We start from the raw sequence: 17397 nt of genomic DNA on the forward strand, positions 1-17397 counted from the left end.
ATGCATCAAAGTCGATTCATCGGCATATGGCCGTCGAATCAGTTCAGAAACGGGGACCAGGCCGGCTCACGGACATCGCCCTGGGCGGCGGGCAGACGGAACTGCGCACGTCCATCGGCGGTGACCGCTCCCAGCACCCCGGTGCTACCCTGCTGGGTGGCGAAGATTACCATGGTGCCATTGGGCGCGATACTGGGAGATTCGGCCTGCTGGGCATCACTGATTTCCACCAGACGCCCGCTCTCGAGGTCCTGCTTGGCCACCTGATAGCCATTGTTGCCGCGGTGGATCAAGAACAGTGTTTCGCCATCCGGCGACAGGCGACCACGAGCATTGTAGTTGCCGGTGTAGGTCAGACGCTCGGCCTCACCACCGGACACGCTCTGGCGATAGATCTGGGGGCCGCCCGAGCGGTCCGAGGTGAAGATCAGGGAGCGGCCATCCGGCGCCCAGGCCGGCTCGGTTTCGATGCTCGAGGAGTTGGTGACACGCTGAACGTTGCGCGAGCCGATATCCATCACGTAGATCTCGGGCTGGCCGTCCCGGGACAGCGCCATCGCCAGGCGACGGCCATCCGGCGACCAGCTCGGTGCGCTGTTGAGCCCCTCGAAGTCGGTCAGCTTGACGCGCTGACCGGTGGCCAGATTCTGCACGTAGATGGCCGGCCGTTCGGTCTCGAAGGACACATAGGCCAGCTTGCCGCCATCCGGCGACCAGGCCGGTGACATGATCGGTTCATCGGACGTCAGGACCTGCTGGCTGTTGCGCCCATCGGCGTCGGCCACATAGAGCCCGTACTGGGTGTTGTCGCCCACCCCCTGCGAGGTGACATAGGCGATGCGGGTCGAGAAGGCGCCACGAATTCCGGTGATCTCCTCGAAGATCTGGTCACTGATATAGTGCGCCGCGCCGCGCAGATCGGAACTCGATGCCGTGACCGTCTCGCCCAGCAGCCGGGTCTCGCCACTGACGTCGAGAAGCTCGAAGCGCACCTTGACCTGGCCACCCTCCTGACTGGTGCTGCCGACCACCAGGTAGCGCGAGTCGAGACTGCGCCAGTCACCGTAGGTGACCTCTTCGCTGCTCGAGGGCTGGTTGAACATTTCTGAGCGCGGCAACGGTTCGAAGTAGCCGCTGCGCTCCAGGTCATCGGAGACGACCTGGGCGATATCCTCCGGTAGCCCACCCGCCTGGTCGGCGAAGGGCACCACCGCGATCGGTGTGGCCCTTTCGTTGCCGCGGGTGATATCGATGGTCAGATCGGCCTGGGCCGCTGGCCCGGCCAGCCATACCAGCATGCCTGCCACAACAGCAAGCAGACGCTTGGCAAGGCTCGTGTGAGCGACGGTCATGCTGACCCTCCTGGTCCACCAACTCGCATTCAAGGCTCTCATCAGCGAATGTCTCCCGGTCTGAATCGCAGATTGAATTGACGATAGTCGCGTTGCACGCCGCTGGGAAGGTCTCGCAGTTCGGTGAACGGAGCAGCAGACTCCACCGCCTGGATGGCGGAGTTGTCGAAGGCGGCGTTTCCGCTCGAACGTGTGACCGTTGCAGCAAATACTTCACCCGAGGGCCCCAACCTGACCTGTACCTCGGCGGTGGTGCCGTCGCCCACATTGGGCGGGATGACCCAGGCCTGCTCCACCGCACGCCGCACCAGCTGGATAAAGCCATTGGCGGCCTCGTTCCCCTGTTCGGCGTTGGAGACGGCACTGGAATCGCCCTCGATGATCCGCTGAAGCTGCCGCTCGGCCTCTTCTCTGGCCTTCTGTTCGGCGGCCTCACGGGCCTGGCGCTCGGCTTCTTCCTGGGCCTTGCGTTCCGCTTCCTGGCGGGCCTGACGCTCGGCTTCCTCTCTTGCCTTCTGCTCGGCTTCCTCGCGGGCCTGACGTTCGGCCTCTTCCTGTGCCTTGCGCTCGGCTTCCTCTCTTGCCTGCTGCTCCGCTTCCTCTCTTGCTTTCTGCTCGGCTGCCTCGCGGGCCTGACGTTCGGCTTCTTCCTGTGCCTTGCGCTCAGCCTCCTCTCTTGCCTGCTGCTCGGCTTCCTCTCTTGCTTTCTGCTCGGCTTCCTCGCGGGCCTGGCGTTCGGCCTCCTGCTGTCGCGCCGCCTCTTCCTGACGACGTCGCTCGGCTTCGGCCTGGCGCTCCTGCTCGGCCTGCTGGCGAGCAGCCTCACGCTCGGCTTCCTCTTCGGCCTTGCGCTGGGCGGCGGCTTCGGCCTCGGCGGCCCGCCTTTCGGCTTCCGCCTGGGCCTGTTCGGCAGCTTCTTGCCTTGCCTGCTGCTCGGCTTCCTGCTGAGCCTGTTGTTCTGCCGCCTGACGCTCGGCCTCTTCGGCGGCCTGCTGCTCTGCGGCCTCGCGGGCCTGTCGTTCGGCCTCCTCCTGGGCCTGGCGCTCGGCTTCTTCCTGAGCCTGACGTTCGGCCGCGCGCGTGCGTGCCTCGGCCGCCTGCTGGGCCTGATCGGTACGTGTCTCGGTGCTGATCAGGGTAGCCTGCACGATGGCGTTGTTGGGCGCCTCGGGTTCACTGCTCGGCCACTTGATCACACTGATGACCAGGATACCCAGGTGCAGGGCAACGGCCAGCACCGTCGGCAGACCATAGCCAACTCGCCCGGCGGAACGCTTGAGTGTCTTTCGCCGCTGTGGTTTCGCCATGAGCGCTCCTAACCGTCCTGGGGCGGGGGTTCGGAGATCAACCCGACGTTGGCGACGCCGGCGACCTGCAGCGTGCTCATCAAGGTCACCACCTGGCCGTAGGAGACATTGCGATCACCCCGCACCATGACCGGCGTGCCGGGATTGCGCTCGAGCAGAATGACCACCCGGTCACTCAACTCGTCCAGGCTGACCTGGGTCTCGTCGCCACCGAGGCTGATGAAGTACTGCCCTTCCTTGTCCACCGAGACGATGATCGGGTCGGTGTCTTCGGTGTCCTCGATCGGCTCCGAGGTCGCCTGAGGCAGGTCGACCTTGACCCCCTGGGTCAGCATCGGCGCGGTGATCATGAAGATCACCAGCAGCACCAGCATGACGTCGATAAAGGGGACCACATTGATTTCCCCCATGGGCTTGCTGCGCCCACGGCGATTGAAGGGTCCAAGCATGCGGCGTCTCCTTGATCAGGCGGCGCCGGCGTCGGGCCGGCCCTGCAGGTTGCGGTGCAGGATGGAGTGGAACTCCTCGGCAAAGTCTTCGTACTTGCCCAGCAGGCGCGACGACTCGGCCGACAGGCGGTTATAGAAGATGACCGCGGGGATGGCTGCAAACAGGCCCATGGCGGTCGCGACAAGCGCCTCCGCGATCCATGGCGCCACCGTGGCCAGGGTCGCCTGCTGGGCCATCGACAGCGACTGGAAGGAGCCCATGATGCCCCAGACGGTGCCGAACAGGCCGATATAGGGGCTCGCCGAGGCCACCGTGGCGAGGAACACCAGGTGCAGGTTCAGGCGCTCTTCTTCACGTGACCAGGCCACCCGCATGCTGCGTTGGACGCCGTCGAGGATCGCCTGGGGGCTTCGGGTCTTCGGCATCAACCGGTTGAACTCGCGAAAGCCGGCGCGAAAGATGTGCTCGGCGCCCTGGGTCTCGCCCTCGGCCGGGGCGTCTCGATACAGCTCGTTGAGGTCGACGCCGGACCAGAAGCGGTCCTCGAAGGCGCGATGCGCCTTGCGTGCACGGCGCATCACAAAGCTGCGCTGGAACACCACGATCCAGGAAAGCACGGAACCGATCATCAGCAGCAGCATGACAAATTGCACCACGCCGCTGGCGTTCATGATCAGATGGGGAATGGACATGGAGTCGTTCACGGAAATCCTCGTCTCGGGTCAGTCGTTGGAAGCGTCGAAGGCCTGGTCGTCAGGGGCCATGCCGAAATGGGTCCAGGCCTGGCGCGTCACCACCCGGCCTCGTGCGGTGCGCATCATCAGACCTTGCTGAATCAGGTAGGGTTCGATCACATCCTCGATGGTGTCGCGCTCCTCGCCGATAGCCGCCGACAGCGAATCCACCCCCACCGGGCCACCGTCGAACTTCTCGAGCATCGCCAGCAGCAGGCGACGGTCCATATGGTCGAGGCCATGGTGGTCAACGTGGAGCATGTTGAGCGCCTGGTCGGCCACCTCGGCGGTGATGTGTCCTGCCGCCTTGACCTCGGCGAAGTCGCGAACCCGCCGCAGCAGCCGGTTGGCGATACGTGGCGTGCCACGGGAGCGCCTGGCCACCTCACGGGCGCCATCCGTGTCGGTGTGTACCTCGAGCAGGCGCGCCGAGCGTGCCACGATCTCGGTCAGCTCGTCGATGGCATAGAACTCGAGGCGCTGCACAATACCGAAACGGTCGCGCAGCGGTGACGTCAGACGCCCGGCTCGGGTGGTCGCTCCGACCAGGGTGAAGGGGGGCAGATCGAGCTTGATCGAGCGTGCGGCCGGGCCCTCACCGATGACGATATCCAGCTGGAAGTCTTCCATGGCGGGATAGAGGATCTCTTCCACCACCGGCGAAAGTCGATGGATCTCGTCGATGAACAGGACGTCACCGGCCTTGAGATTGGTAAGCATGGCGGCCAGGTCGCCGGCACGCTCGAGCACCGGCCCGGAGGTCGAGGTCAGGCCCACGCCCATCTCGGTGGCGATGATATTGGCCAGGGTGGTCTTGCCGAGTCCAGGCGGGCCGAATACCAGGGTGTGGTCGAGACTCTCGTCCCGGGCCCGGGCGGCGTGGATGAAGATCTCGAGCTGCTCCCTGACCCGGGGCTGGCCGATATAGTCGGCCAGGCGCCTGGGGCGGATGGCGTGGTCCACCCGCCCTTCTCCTTCCTGCGGATCGGCGGCGATCAGTCGGTCGGTATCGATCATGGTCAACCCGCCATGCGGCGCGCCAACGCCGCCTTGATCATGGCTTCGGTGCTGCCCTCATCCTCGAGGCCGGACAACATGCGGCTTGCCTCGGTGGGCTTGTAGCCCAGACTGACCAGCGCCGCCTCGGCGTCAGCCAATGCCGTCTTGCCGGATACCGGTGTGGACGGCTGAGCGTTCCCTTCAAGCGGCAGGCTGTCGGGATGCTGCCAGTGGGGAAAGCGATCGCGCATCTCGATCACCAGACGTTCGGCCGTCTTCTTGCCGACGCCAGGCAGACGTGTCAGCGCCTTGACGTCGTCTTCCATCACGCAGCGGATGAAGGCGTCCTCGTCCATGCCGGAGAGAATCGCCAGGGCCAGCTTGGGGCCGATACCGTTGACCTTGATCAGTGCGCGAAATAGCGCGCGCTCCTGCTCTCGGGCAAAGGCATACAGCAGATGGGCATCATCGCGCACGGTCAGATGGGTGTACAGCGACACCCGCTCCCCGGCGCCCGGCAGGGCGACCAGGGTGGTCATGGAGGCTTCCATCTCGTAGCCGACGCCATTGACGTCGACCACCAGCCAGGGTGGTTGGGTTTCGAGCAGTGTGCCCGTGATGCGTCCAATCATGGCGCGAATACTTCCTTGATCTCGGCGGTAAAAGTGATCGCCAGTGTACCTGAGACGGCGGTCACGAATCGCGGGAGCGGCTACCCTGCAAGCGTACCTTGCATCCCACTATACGGTGGCAGCCTGGGCCCCGCCAGCACAAACAAACGCTGTTCGATAATGCTTCCGTCGCCACTTTGCGACAGCCTGAACGTCAGCCGACGCAGCAACAACAACCCGGCGCATCGGCGTAAAAAAACCTAGGCGCTGTCCGAAAAGTCGACGAGCGAAGGTTAGACAAGGCAAAAATCGGTGAGAAAGCGCAGTTTACGGGGTGTAAATGAGCATTTTGATCCGATTTTTAACGCCGTATTACCGAGCGCAGGCACTTTTCAGACAAGCCCTAGGGACGATACTGGCGCCAGGACGTCCCCTTGCCGCCCCCCCTGGAGCCGCTGGGCCGCCCACCGAAGGAGCCCTGGGTGATCAAGCCACGTGACGCGTAGCAGTGCGTCAGGGCGATTCCCAGAGCATCGGCGGCGTCCGCCTGGGGCGTACCGGACAGTCCCAGCGTCGCCGTGATCATATGCTGCACCTGGGTCTTGTCGGCACCACCGCTGCCGGTGACCGCCTGCTTGATCTGGCGCGGCCCATACTCGTGCACGTCAAGGCCGTGATTGGCGGCGCAGACGATGGCGGCGCCCCGCGCCTGGCCCAGTTTCAGCGCAGAGTCGGCATTTTTCGACATGAACACCTGCTCGATGGCGAAGGCCGCGGGACGGTGGATCCCGATCAACTCGCTGATCCCGGCATAGACCTGCGCCAGGCGCTGGGCCAGGGAGTCATCCTTGAGGCGGATGCAGCCACTGGCGATGTAGCGCGGCTGCCGCTCGCTGGCGTCGAGTACCCCGTAGCCGGTGATACGCGAGCCAGGATCGATCCCCAGCACGATCATGCCGTGTTCCCCGGCAGGTCAGCGCTCCAGTTCGGCAAGAATGGCATCATTGAAGTCCGCATTGGTGAAAACATTTTGCACGTCATCGAGGTCTTCGAGGTGATCGATCAGGGCGAGCACACGGCGCGCGAGATCGGCATCCTCGATGGGTGTGGTGGTATCGGCGAAGAGTCCGACGTCGCTGTAGACGGGCTCAAGCTCCGCGGCCAGCAGGGCATCCTTGACGGCACCGAAGCGCTCCGGTGATGTCACCACCTCAAGGCTGCCGTCTTCGTCGGTCAGGATATCCTCGGGCTCCGCCTCCAGGGTGGCCGCCATGGCTGCCTCCTCGGAGGTTCCCGGTGCCAGGGTCAGTCGCCCCTGGTGATGGAACATGAAGGCGACCGATCCGCTGGTGCCCAGGTTGCCGCCATGCTTGGAAAACGCGTGTCGCACATCTGAGACAGTTCGATTGCGGTTGTCGCTCATGCACTGCACCAGGATGGCGACGCCTTCCGGACCATAGCCCTCGTAGGTGACCTCCTCCATGTCATCGCCATCATTCTGCCCTGCCCCGCGATCCACCGCCCGCTGGATCGTGTCCTTGGTCATGTTGTTGGACAGGGCCTTGTCGATGGCGGCCCGCAGACGCGGATTGTCAGCGGGTTCGGGCCCGCCCTGACGAGCGGCCACGCCCAGCTCGCGGATCAGCTTGGAGAATATCTTGCCGCGCTTGGCATCCTGGGCGGCCTTGCGATGCTTGATGTTCGACCACTTGCTATGTCCTGCCATGGTGCATCCCGTTGGTTGCTGGAAGCCGACGCTTCGCACGTCGCCGGGCGATATTGGAAGACAAGGCCCTGAAGGAGCCTGCCAAAAGCACCTGAACCCGGCGCTGGATCAAAGGCGCGCCACATAGCCCGCCACCTGATCACCCGTTGTGCTAGCGTCGGGCGCTTGATTTATCGCGCATTCTACCGCGCGTGCAGCTCACCAGCGAATCCAGCTCAGGAGTGACGAATGAAGGATGTGGCCATCATTGGTGCAGGGCCAGTGGGCCTATGCCTGGCGCGAGCACTGGCCGGTGCCGGCTTGAGTGTGGCACTGATCGATCGAATCGATCGCCCTCGACTGGCCGAACCCAGGCCCGATGGGCGCGAGATCGCCATGACCCAGGCATCCTGCGACCTGCTTGCCGACATTGGTGTGTGGCAGCGGATCCCCCAGCACGAGGTGGCACCGCTGACGCATGCCAAGGTGTTCAACGGACAGTCGTCCTTTGCCATGGACTTCGACTCCGGCAACGATCGACCATTGGGCTTCATGGTGCCGAACCATCTGATACGCCGCGCCGCCTTCGAGGAAGCCGAACGCATGGACGGCATCGACTGGCACTTCTCGGCGCTGGAAAGCATCACCAGCGACCCCGGTGCGGCGCGTCTGGCACTGGAAGACGGTACTCGACTGTCGGCACGTCTGGCGGTGGCCGCGGACAGTCGCTTCTCCGAATCCCGCCGTCAGATGGGCATCGCTGCGCGCATGCGCGATAACGGCCGCAGCATGCTGGTGTGTCGGGTTCGCCACCAACGCGCCCATGACCAGTCTGCCTGGGAGTGGTTCGACCACGGCCAGACCCTGGCGTTGTTGCCATTGCACGAACACCTGTCGTCGGCGGTGGTGACCCTGCCCAGCCAGCAGATGTCGGAGCTTACCGCGCTGCCGCCCGAGGCACTGTCGCAGGCGTTGACCCATCGCTACGGACGCAGGCTCGGCGCCATGACCCTGGAGGGAGAGACCCACGTCTATCCCCTGGTAAGCGCCTACGCAGAGCGCTTCGTGGCCGAACGCTTTGCCCTGGTCGGTGACGCCGCGGTGGGCATGCATCCGGTGACGGCACACGGCTTCAACTTTGGCGCCCAGAGTCAGCACCGCCTGGCCCGCCGGCTGATCCGTGCCCACCAACTCGGACAGGACATCGCCGACCCGCAACTGCTGAAGCGTTACGAGCGCGAGCATCGGCTGGCCACCTGGCCGCTGTATCAAGCCACCCAGGCCATCGTTGGCCTCTACACCGATGACGGATTGCCCGCTCGAATGGCCCGTCACGTGGGGCTGCGCCTGGGTGACCGACTGGCACCGGCGCGTAGAATGATCGGACAGCATCTGACCGAGCCTCATGGTGGCTCACCGCTCACGCCTCTATCGCCTCTCACCACCCTTCCGTCGCTGGCCCGTCGCGCGGCGTCTTCCTTGCCGTCACCACTGTCCAGGCTGCTGGGCTGATTTCCCATCAACGAAAAACCCCCGCCGATGGGCGGGGGTTTTTCGGTACAGCACGATAGCCTAGGGCTTGTCTGAAAAGTGCCTGCGCTCGGTAATACGGCGTTAAAAATCGGATCAAAATGCTCATTTACACCCCGTAAACTGCGCTTTCTCACCGATTTTTGCCTTGTCTAACCTTCGCTCGTCGACTTTTCGGACAGCGCCTAGCGTTATTCGCTGGCTTCGGGCTTGGCCTTCTGACGCAGGCGGATACTCAGATCCTTGAGCTGGTCGTTGCTGACCTCGCCAGGGGCGTCGGTCATCAGACAGGCTGCACTCTGGGTCTTGGGGAAGGCGATGACCTCACGGATGGTACGAGCGCCGGTCATCAGCATGACCAGACGATCGAGACCGAAGGCCAGACCACCGTGGGGCGGCGCACCGTAGTGCAGCGCGTCCAGCAGGAAGCCGAACTTCTCGCGGGCTTCTTCTTCACCGATACCCAGGATCTCGAATACCACGCTCTGCATGGCCTGATCGTGGATACGGATCGAGCCGCCACCCAGCTCCGTCCCGTTGAGCACCATGTCATAGGCACGCGACAGGGCCTCGGCCGGGTTGGCCTTGAGCTCCTCGGGGCTGCACGCTGGCGAGGTGAAGGGGTGATGCAGGGGGCTCAGGCGACCGTTGTCGTCGGCCTCGAACATCGGGAAGTCGACGACCCACAGCGGCGCCCAGGGCTGGGTGTAGAGATCAAGATCCTCACCCAGCTTGACCCGCAGAGCCCCCAGCGCCTCGTTGACGATGCGCGCCTTGTCGGCACCAAAGAAGATGATGTCACCGTCTTCGGCACCCACACGATCCAGCAGGGTCTCGATCACGCCTTCCATGAACTTGACGATCGGCGACTGCAGGCCCTCGATGCCCTTGGCACGCTCGTTGACCTTGATCCAGGCAAGGCCCCGCGCGCCGTAGATACCGACGAACTTGGTGTATTCGTCGATTTCCTTGCGCGACAGCTTGGCGCCACCGCTGACCTTGAGTGCGGCAACACGGCCGTCATCGGCGTTGGCCGGACCGGAGAAGACCTTGAAGTCCACCTCCTTCATCAGGTCATCGACGTCGGTCAGCTCCAGCGGGATGCGCAGGTCCGGCTTGTCGGAGCCGAAACGGTGCATCGCCTCATGCCAGGTCATGCGCGGGAACTCGCCCAGATCCACGTCGAGCACGTCCTTGAACAGGCCCTGCACCATGGACTCGGTGATGCGCATGATGTCGGCCTCTTCGACGAAGGAGGCCTCGAGGTCGATCTGGGTAAATTCCGGCTGACGGTCGGCACGCAGGTCCTCGTCACGGAAGCACTTGGCGATCTGGTAGTAGCGATCGAAGCCCGCCACCATCAGCAGCTGCTTGAACAGCTGAGGCGACTGCGGCAGCGCAAAGAAGCTGCCGGCGTGGGTCCGGCTCGGCACCAGATAGTCACGTGCACCTTCCGGGGTCGCCCGGGTCAGCACCGGCGTCTCGATGTCGAGGAAGCCCTCGCCTTCGAGGAAGGCCCGCACGCTATGGGAGATGCGAGAGCGCAGACGCAGCTTCTCGATCATTTCCGGGCGACGCAGGTCGATGTAGCGGTGCTTGAGGCGAATTTCCTCACCCACCTTGCCGTGCTCGTCGAGCTGGAACGGCGGCGTGGCGGCGGTGTTGAGCACCTCCACTTCCTTGGCCAGCACCTCGATCAGGCCGGTCGGCATGTTCGGGTTCTGGGTTCCCTCGGGACGCATGCGCACTCGGCCCTGGATGCGCAGCACGTACTCGCTGCGGGCGCGGTCGGCATTGGCGAAGGCCTCGGCGGTATCGGGGTCGACCACGACCTGGGCGATACCGTCACGATCGCGAAGGTCGAGGAAGATCACCCCACCGTGGTCACGGCGGCGGTGTACCCAGCCGCACAGGCTGACCGTCTGGTCCACCAGGGTTTCGTTGAGCTGGCCGCAATAATGGCTGCGCATGTTGGTTCCTGTCATGTTGCGTGAAGGTAAAGGCAATTCGTTGGATCAGGCAGCGGCGCCGTCACCGGAAGCGGAGCCACCACCGGAGGAGGCACCGCCTCCGCCACTGTCACCCGCCAGATTCTTCTTGGTGCCACCGGTCTTGAAGTCGGTCTCGTACCAGCCGCCACCCGCAAGACGGAAGCCAGCCGCCGAGACCAGGCGGTTCAGTTCGGGAGCTTCGCAGGCCGGGCAGTCGGTCAAGGGAGCGGCGCTCATGCGCTGCAGCTTCTCCAGCCGATGGCCACAGGCCTTGCACTGATATTCGTAGATGGGCATGGTTCTAGGTCTCCGTTCGCATTGTTCCTGCGGGGCGGGAAGCCGGCGTCTGATCTGCCTGACACGCCCTCGATCACGCCGCTTCCGATCCCGACATGCGATATAGGGCCGGCCAACAGCAATTCCAAGCCCAAATCAAAGGGGCGCATTATAGCGTGCTGAGCGCCTCAAGGCCCAGCCCTGTGCACCGATCTTCGCCACCAGACTCACCACAACCACCAAACACAACAGGAGAAGCGATGAAAGCTGTATTACTGGACGCCGACAGCCTGGGTTCCGACATCGACCTTGCACCGCTGCGCGAGCAGCTCGAGAGCCTCGAGGTTCACCCCACCAGCACCCCCGCCGAGGCGCGTGAACGGCTGGCCGGCGCTGACGTCGCCATCGTCAACAAGGTGGTGCTGGATGCCGATACCCTGAACGCCCTGCCCTCCTTGCGGCATATCTGCGTACTGGCCACCGGCACCAACAATATCGACATGGAGGTGGCGAAAGAGCGTGGCATCCGCGTCGACAACGTCAACGCCTACGGAACCGCCAGTGTCGCCCAGCATACGCTGATGCTGATCCTCGCCCTGGCCACTCGCCTGCCGCAGTACCAGCGCGACGTGGCCGAAGGCCGTTGGGGACAGAGCCCGTTCTTCTGTCTGATGGACCACCCGACCCTGCAACTCGAAGGCAAGCATCTGGTGCTGGTGGGACAGGGTGAACTGGGCTCCAAGGTGGCCGCCCTGGCCGAGGCATTCGGCATGCGGGTGAGCTTCAGCGCGCGACCAGGCAACGAGGCCAATGACCGGCGCCCGGCACTGGCCGAGCTGCTGCCCGAGGCCGACGTGGTCAGCCTGCATTGCCCGTTGACCGAACACAGTCGTCATCTGCTCAACGCGGACAACCTCAAGACCATCAAGAAAGGCGCCCTGCTGGTAAACTGCGCCAGGGGTGGAGTGATCGATGAAGAAGCCGCTCTGGCCGCCCTGCGCGAAGGGCAATTGGGAGGCCTTGCCGTCGATGTCCTTCCCGCGGAGCCGCCTCGTGATGGCCACGCCTTGATCGACGCAGTCAACGAGTCGCCGCGCCTGAACCTGCTGGTCACCCCCCACAGCGCCTGGATCACCCCTGAAGCGCGACAGAACATCGTCAAGCTGACCGTCGATAACCTGCGGAACGCTGCGCAAGAGAACTGACGCCGTCCATGGCGGGCACAGCAGACCGTGCCCGCCTGACACCAGGCCATTCTTGCCAACCTGCCCCTTGCCTGCCCCTTGGTGAGCTCTCTCCAGGCTTTCGCCCCGCTGATGCCGCGCTTATGCAACGTTATCGCCACGCTGATGCAACGTTATTGCGCCCCTGATCGGCATGTTCGGGCGAGTTTAGCGAACGCGACGCTTCCCAACGGCCTGTCCTCATCGCCTATGAGTAACAACTCGATGCAATTGGCACGTTGGATTGTCGCTGACCAAGATAACGGTATAACTTTCGAAACAAGGGAACAGCCTCGTTACCGATGGCGGTTCCACCCTTGCGTCGGCCCGGCATCACTCCGATACTTCGCGCTGAGCCCACCCCCTCATCGGACACCCCATGCTGTACAACTACGGGTCGATCAATCTCGACCATGTCTATCGCGTTCCCCATCTCGTTCGCCCGGGGGAAACCCTGGCGAGTCATGAGCACCGAGTCGGCCTTGGAGGCAAGGGAGCCAACCAGTCGCTCGCGCTGGCCAAGGCCGGTGGTCAGGTGGCTCACTGGGGTAGCCTGAATGCCCAGGATGGCTGGGCCCGCCAGCAGCTTGCCGATGCCGGGGTCGACGTCAATGGTATTGCCGAGGTGGCCGCCCCCTCCGGCCACGCCATCATCCAGGTCGACGACGGCGCAGAGAACGCCATCCTGCTGTTCCCCGGAGCCAACCACCACCACGCGGCCGACGACCTTTCCAGGCTGATGGAGGGCACTCAGGCCGGCGACTGGCTGCTGCTGCAGAATGAATGCAGCGCCCTGGCCGACGCCATCCGGCTCGGACATGAAAAGGGACTGAACATCGCCTTCAACCCAGCGCCGATGAGCGACGCCGTGCTGGACCTGCCGCTCGACCGGTGCGATCTCCTTTTCGTCAATCGGGGCGAGGCCGCCTGGCTGGCCGGTGTTGCAGAGGATACCGATGCCGACGCCTTGCTCACCGCCCTTTCCGAGCGCCTGCCCAGCACCCAACTGGTGCTGACGCTCGGAGGCGAAGGCGCCTGGCATCAGCACGGCGGACAACGCCAGTTCCAGGCGGCGAGTCGGGTCGAGGCGGTTGACACCACCGCCGCCGGGGACACCTTCATCGGCTACTATCTGGCCGCGATGCAGGAACAAAAGACCGTAGCGGATTGCCTGGCGCTGGCCTCCACCGCCGCCGCCCTCGGCGTTCAGCGCCAGGGCGCGGCCGCCAGCATTCCGACCCGCGACGAGGTCGACACAGCGCTGGCGAGCGGCCAGCACGCCATTCGTTGAGACCTTCAGGCCAATCACAGGAGCTTCCGTGAGCACCCCGATCATCTTCGATACCGACCCGGGCGTCGACGACGCCCAGGCCATCGCCATCGCCCTGCGCCATCCCGACATTGAGCTGCTCGGCATGACCACCACCTTCGGCAACGTCGACATCGAGACGGCGACCCACAATGCCCTGCTGCTCGGCGAGATCGCAGGCCAGCCAGTGCCGGTGGCCCAGGGCTCGGCCTGCCCCATGGTCAAGCCTCGTCATCCGGCGCCCAAGCATATCCATGGCGACAACGGCCTGGGCAATATCACCCTGCCCGAGGTCAAGGGACAGGCCGATGCTCGCAGCGCCGCCCAGTTTATCGTCGACACCGTACGCCAGCGGCCGGGCGAGGTCAGCCTGGTGGCGGTCGGCCCGTTGGGCAACCTTGCCGCAGCGCTGCAGCTGGACCCCGAGATCACCCGCCTGGTCAAGCAGGTGGTCATCATGGGCGGCTCCATTCGCGAAGGCGGCAACGTCACCCCGGTGGCAGAAGCCAACATCTTCAACGATGCCCACGCCGCCCAGCGCGTACTGACCGCCGACTGGCCGCTGACCCTGGTGGGACTCGACGTGACCCATCGCTGCATCCTGACGCCGGAACACATGGCCCGCATCGAGGCAGGCCAGGGCGAGCTCGGCAAGATTCTGGCCGGCAGCTACGACTTCTATCGCGCCTTCTATCGTGAAGCCCTCGGCATCGACGGCTGCTGCCCCCATGACAGTGTGGCCCTGGCCTGGCTACTGCGCCCGGACCTGTTCGAGACCACCCGCGGCCACCTGGGTGTGGTCACCGAAGGGCCGGCCGAAGGGCAGACCATCCTCGCGCCGGAAGGCAGAGGCTTTATCGCCGACCGCTGGTCACAGACACCCGTGGTCAACGTCTGCATGAAGGTAGACGGCAAGGCCGTCAGCGACTGGATCGCGGACACCCTGGCCTGAACGACTCAAGCCAGCAAAAGCCCCGGGCGGGCACGACACTGTCCCTCGACACTGTCCCTCGACACTGTCCCTCGACATTATCCGTCGTGCCCGCCCGGGGCTCCTTTCCCTCTGAACCTTTCATGTCAAGCAGCCGGGGTCGACGACCCCGGGCACTTTTCGCACAGGCCCTAGCCGGTGGTAAAATCCCTCGGCGGCTTATCCAGCGTTACCTCACGGGTCGTGACCTGGGTCACTTCGGCCTGCTCGGGCCCATATTCAAGCCAGTCGGCGACCCGTTCCACCGCGTCACGAGGTCCACACAGCAACACCTCGACACTGCCGTCCGGCAGGTTGCGCGCATACCCCGCAAGCCCCTCTGTCTCGGCTTGCTGCCTGGTGGCAAAGCGATAGCTCACGCCCTGTACTCGCCCTTCCACCAGGGCCTCCAGGCATAGGGTGTCATCGGACATCGTGGCTGCCTCCTGCTGCTCGTCCATTGGTTCCTCTCTGGCGACATCGGCATCTTGAACGGTATCATCGACGCTGACCTCGTCATCTTCGTTGGCCTGACGACTCTCCACCGTGCCAGCAGTCTCCGCTCCCCCTGCCTCCAGCTCCGCCTCATGCTGACGCTCGCGAGCCTCCTGCTCGAATTCCCGTTCTTCTTCGGCGCTCAACTGGGCACGCACGCTCTGCTGATCGAGCAGTTCCTGCTTGACCAGCACGGCGCTGTTGCGCGGGATGATGGGCTTGTGCCGGGCGAGTAGATGGACCTTGGTAAAGGCGGCGCCAAACAGCAGGATCAGCGAGGAGTAGTAGACCCACAGCAACACCACCACCACCGACCCCGCCGCACCGTAGGTCGAGGCAGTCGCGTTGTAGGCCAGATAGAGCGCGATACCGGTACGCCCTATCGAGAACAGCAAGGCCGTGACAACCGCACCGACGATGACGTCGCGCCAGCGCAGCACCACGTCGGGCAACACCTTGAAGATGGTGGCAAAGAGCGCGGCGATCACGCCGATCGACACCAGCAGCTCCACCCCTCGTGTCAGCAGGCTGACGTAGGGCAGCACATCATCGGCGGCTTTCAGTGCCGCCCTGACGAACACCCCGAGCCCCACTGACACCAGCAGGATAAAGCCGATCGCCAGCACGATCGTCAGTGACAGCATGCGATTCTTGACGAAGATCCACAGACTGTTGCTGCTGGGGCGTGCCGCGACGCCCCAGATGGTGTTCAGCGAAAACTGCATCTGGCCGAACACCGTAGTGGCACCAACCGCCAGGGCGGCAAAACCCAGCAGCGTCGGCAACAGCCCGGACTCCTGGATCCGCGACTGGGCGACGGCATGCTCGATGGCGGTCGCCGCTTCGGGGCCCATGGTGCCCTGCAACTGGGCGAAGATTTGCCCCTGTGCCGCCTCCTCGCCCAGCACCACACCGATCACCGTTACCGCGATGATCACCGTCGGCGCCAGCGAAAATAAGGTATAGAACGCCAGCGAGCCGGCGTAGCTGAAGGCGTTGCGCTCAAGCCACAACGCCACCGAGCGACGCAGCACCCCCCACCAGAAGGCGAAAAACTGAATGATCATGGCGTTCCCTCGTCATTATCGTTGCCCTCAGCATACCTAACACCGACGGTATACGCAGGAACATGCGCCAACGCGACGCCCAAGCGCTGCCAGTTCATCACGACCGGATCGTCGTGACGGGTTTATCAAGCCTCCTTCATCTAGCCTCACTCATCTAGCCTCATTCACCTATCCCTGGAGCCTGTCTGTTTGCGCCTGCCAGTCAGCGCCACCATAATGGCGGCGACGTTTTCCAGGAGCCCTCCATGCCCACCGATCTGGCCACCTCTCCGCCGCAGACCGAGTTCGACTGCCTGGTGTTCATCGGACGCTTTCAGCCCCCGCACCTCGGCCATCTGGCGGTGATTCGGGCGGCCCTCAAGCAGGCCAGACAGGTCATCGTGCTGGTAGGCTCCGCGTGGCAGGCGCGCTCACTGCGCAACCCCTGGCGTTTCGACGAACGCCGCCAGATGCTGCGCAGCGCCTTCGACGAAGACGACAACGCTCGCCTCGAGATCGTGCCGCTGCTGGATGCGCTGTACAACGACGATGTCTGGGTGCACGACGTCCAGCGCAAGGTGCGCGATCTAGCCCATCCCGAGAGCGCACGGTTACCACGTATCGGGCTGATCGGCGCCAGCCGCGGTCAGTCGAGCTACTACCTGTCACTGTTCCCCCAGTGGGAGTCGGTGAGCGTACCGCTGGTCGAAGCGATCTCCGCCAGCCAAATTCGAGAACGGCTATTTCGCTCCGAGGGCTCGGCGGTAGAGTATCTCTCCACCAACGCAAGCCACGATCTTCCACCGGGAGTGGTGGAGCATATCCGGCGCTTCATGAGCGGCAAGCCCTACCGCCAGCTCGGTGAAGAACAGCAATTGCTCGACCAGTACCGTTCGGCCTGGGCCCAGGCGCCCTACCCGCCGATCTTCGTCACCGTCTGTGCAGTCGTGGTGCAGTCGGGCCATGTGCTGCTGGTGCGGCGCACCTCGGCACCCGGCAAGGGACTCTATGCCCTGCCCGGGGGCTTTATCAGCGCCCAGGAACGACTGATGGACGCCTGTCTGCGAGAGCTGCGCGAACGCATTCGGCTGAAGGTGCCGGAGCCGGTGCTCAAGGGATCGCTACGCGGTCAACGGCTATTCGACGAGCCGCACCGAAGCTGGCGTGGACGAACCCTGGCAGAAGCCTTCTACTTTGCCCTGAGACCGGATCAGAACCTGCCGAGGCTGAAGCCCGTCAAGGGGGGCGACCATGCGCGCTGGGTGCCCCTGGCGGAACTCGAGCCGGAAAGCCTGTTCGAGGATCACTTCTTCATCATCCAGAACTTTCTCGGGCTGCCTGCCGATCGACGCTCCTGAGGCACGCGGCAAGATCCAACGGCGGTAACGACATGGCGGAC

16 protein-coding genes and 1 pseudogene are annotated in these 17397 nt (G+C 64.2%); 5 read left to right on the forward strand and 12 right to left on the reverse strand.

Going from position 1 to position 17397, the window contains the following annotated elements; genetic code table 11:
- Positions 1–38: 38 nt before the first annotated feature.
- The 8 genes from tolB to NFH97_RS19695 form a co-directional block, all read right to left on the reverse strand.
- Positions 39–1298 (reverse strand): Tol-Pal system beta propeller repeat protein TolB, encoded by a 1260-nt coding sequence (gene tolB, locus NFH97_RS19660; protein ID WP_240184157.1) that lies wholly within the window; start codon positions 1296–1298, stop codon positions 39–41.
- Positions 1299–1393: 95 nt separating this feature from the next.
- Complete coding sequence (gene tolA / locus NFH97_RS19665; RefSeq protein ID WP_349625407.1) at positions 1394–2659, reverse strand: cell envelope integrity protein TolA; 1266 nt, start codon at positions 2657–2659, stop codon at positions 1394–1396.
- 8 nt (positions 2660–2667) lie between these two features.
- On the reverse strand, positions 2668–3108 hold the full coding sequence (gene tolR / locus NFH97_RS19670; protein WP_108133603.1) for a protein TolR: 441 nt from the start codon (positions 3106–3108) through the stop codon (positions 2668–2670).
- Positions 3109–3123: 15 nt separating this feature from the next.
- Positions 3124–3801, reverse strand: a complete 678-nt coding sequence (gene tolQ / locus NFH97_RS19675; RefSeq protein WP_181248684.1) for a protein TolQ — start codon at positions 3799–3801, stop codon at positions 3124–3126.
- A gap of 30 nt (positions 3802–3831) precedes the next feature.
- Positions 3832–4860, reverse strand: a complete 1029-nt coding sequence (gene ruvB / locus NFH97_RS19680; protein ID WP_222569022.1) for a Holliday junction branch migration DNA helicase RuvB — start codon at positions 4858–4860, stop codon at positions 3832–3834.
- Between the two features lie 2 nt (positions 4861–4862).
- Complete coding sequence (gene ruvA / locus NFH97_RS19685) at positions 4863–5474, reverse strand: Holliday junction branch migration protein RuvA (RefSeq protein ID WP_045992044.1); 612 nt, start codon at positions 5472–5474, stop codon at positions 4863–4865.
- A gap of 382 nt (positions 5475–5856) precedes the next feature.
- Complete coding sequence (gene ruvC, locus NFH97_RS19690) at positions 5857–6408, reverse strand: crossover junction endodeoxyribonuclease RuvC (RefSeq protein ID WP_213227806.1); 552 nt, start codon at positions 6406–6408, stop codon at positions 5857–5859.
- Positions 6409–6426: 18 nt separating this feature from the next.
- Entirely contained in the window at positions 6427–7179 is a 753-nt protein-coding gene (locus NFH97_RS19695) for a YebC/PmpR family DNA-binding transcriptional regulator (RefSeq protein WP_349625408.1), read from the reverse strand.
- 228 nt (positions 7180–7407) lie between these two features.
- Here NFH97_RS19695 and ubiM point away from each other — a divergent pair, with 228 nt between their 5' ends.
- Entirely contained in the window at positions 7408–8670 is a 1263-nt protein-coding gene (gene ubiM, locus NFH97_RS19700; protein WP_349625409.1) for a 5-demethoxyubiquinol-8 5-hydroxylase UbiM, read from the forward strand.
- Positions 8671–8879: 209 nt separating this feature from the next.
- On the opposite strand, the gene aspS is transcribed toward ubiM, so the two are convergent.
- Together aspS and NFH97_RS19710 are read right to left on the reverse strand one after the other, a co-directional pair.
- On the reverse strand, positions 8880–10658 hold the full coding sequence (gene aspS, locus NFH97_RS19705) for an aspartate--tRNA ligase (protein WP_108133598.1): 1779 nt from the start codon (positions 10656–10658) through the stop codon (positions 8880–8882).
- Between the two features lie 45 nt (positions 10659–10703).
- Positions 10704–10976, reverse strand: a complete 273-nt coding sequence (locus tag NFH97_RS19710; protein WP_045994967.1) for an FmdB family zinc ribbon protein — start codon at positions 10974–10976, stop codon at positions 10704–10706.
- Positions 10977–11215: 239 nt separating this feature from the next.
- Here NFH97_RS19710 and NFH97_RS19715 point away from each other — a divergent pair, with 239 nt between their 5' ends.
- From NFH97_RS19715 to NFH97_RS19725, 3 genes are all read left to right on the forward strand, one after another.
- Complete coding sequence (locus NFH97_RS19715; protein ID WP_349625410.1) at positions 11216–12160, forward strand: D-2-hydroxyacid dehydrogenase; 945 nt, start codon at positions 11216–11218, stop codon at positions 12158–12160.
- Positions 12161–12557: 397 nt separating this feature from the next.
- Positions 12558–13469 carry a ribokinase gene (locus tag NFH97_RS19720; RefSeq protein WP_108133596.1) on the forward strand — a complete coding sequence of 304 codons (912 nt, stop codon included), beginning with the start codon at positions 12558–12560 and terminating at the stop codon, positions 13467–13469.
- Positions 13470–13497: 28 nt separating this feature from the next.
- Positions 13498–14439, forward strand: a complete 942-nt coding sequence (locus NFH97_RS19725) for a nucleoside hydrolase (RefSeq protein WP_349625411.1) — start codon at positions 13498–13500, stop codon at positions 14437–14439.
- A 170-nt stretch (positions 14440–14609) separates the two neighbouring features.
- Here the strand turns inward: NFH97_RS19725 and yccX are convergent, their stop codons facing one another.
- Both yccX and NFH97_RS19735 read right to left on the reverse strand, forming a co-directional pair.
- Positions 14610–14918 (reverse strand): acylphosphatase, encoded by a 309-nt coding sequence (yccX, locus tag NFH97_RS19730; protein ID WP_315901128.1) that lies wholly within the window; start codon positions 14916–14918, stop codon positions 14610–14612.
- Positions 14919–15122: 204 nt separating this feature from the next.
- Positions 15123–16019, reverse strand: a pseudogene (locus NFH97_RS19735) (YihY/virulence factor BrkB family protein); the annotation flags it as partial.
- A gap of 245 nt (positions 16020–16264) precedes the next feature.
- Between NFH97_RS19735 and NFH97_RS19740 the strand changes: the two are divergent.
- A complete protein-coding gene (locus NFH97_RS19740; RefSeq protein WP_045994963.1) occupies positions 16265–17356 on the forward strand; it encodes a bifunctional nicotinamide-nucleotide adenylyltransferase/Nudix hydroxylase in 1092 nt (363 codons plus the stop codon).
- The last annotated feature ends 41 nt before the right edge of the window (positions 17357–17397 follow it).

Origin of the sequence: Halomonas sp. SCS19 (assembly GCF_040147015.1) — a bacterium.
GTDB classification, from domain to species: domain Bacteria; phylum Pseudomonadota; class Gammaproteobacteria; order Pseudomonadales; family Halomonadaceae; genus Halomonas; species Halomonas litopenaei.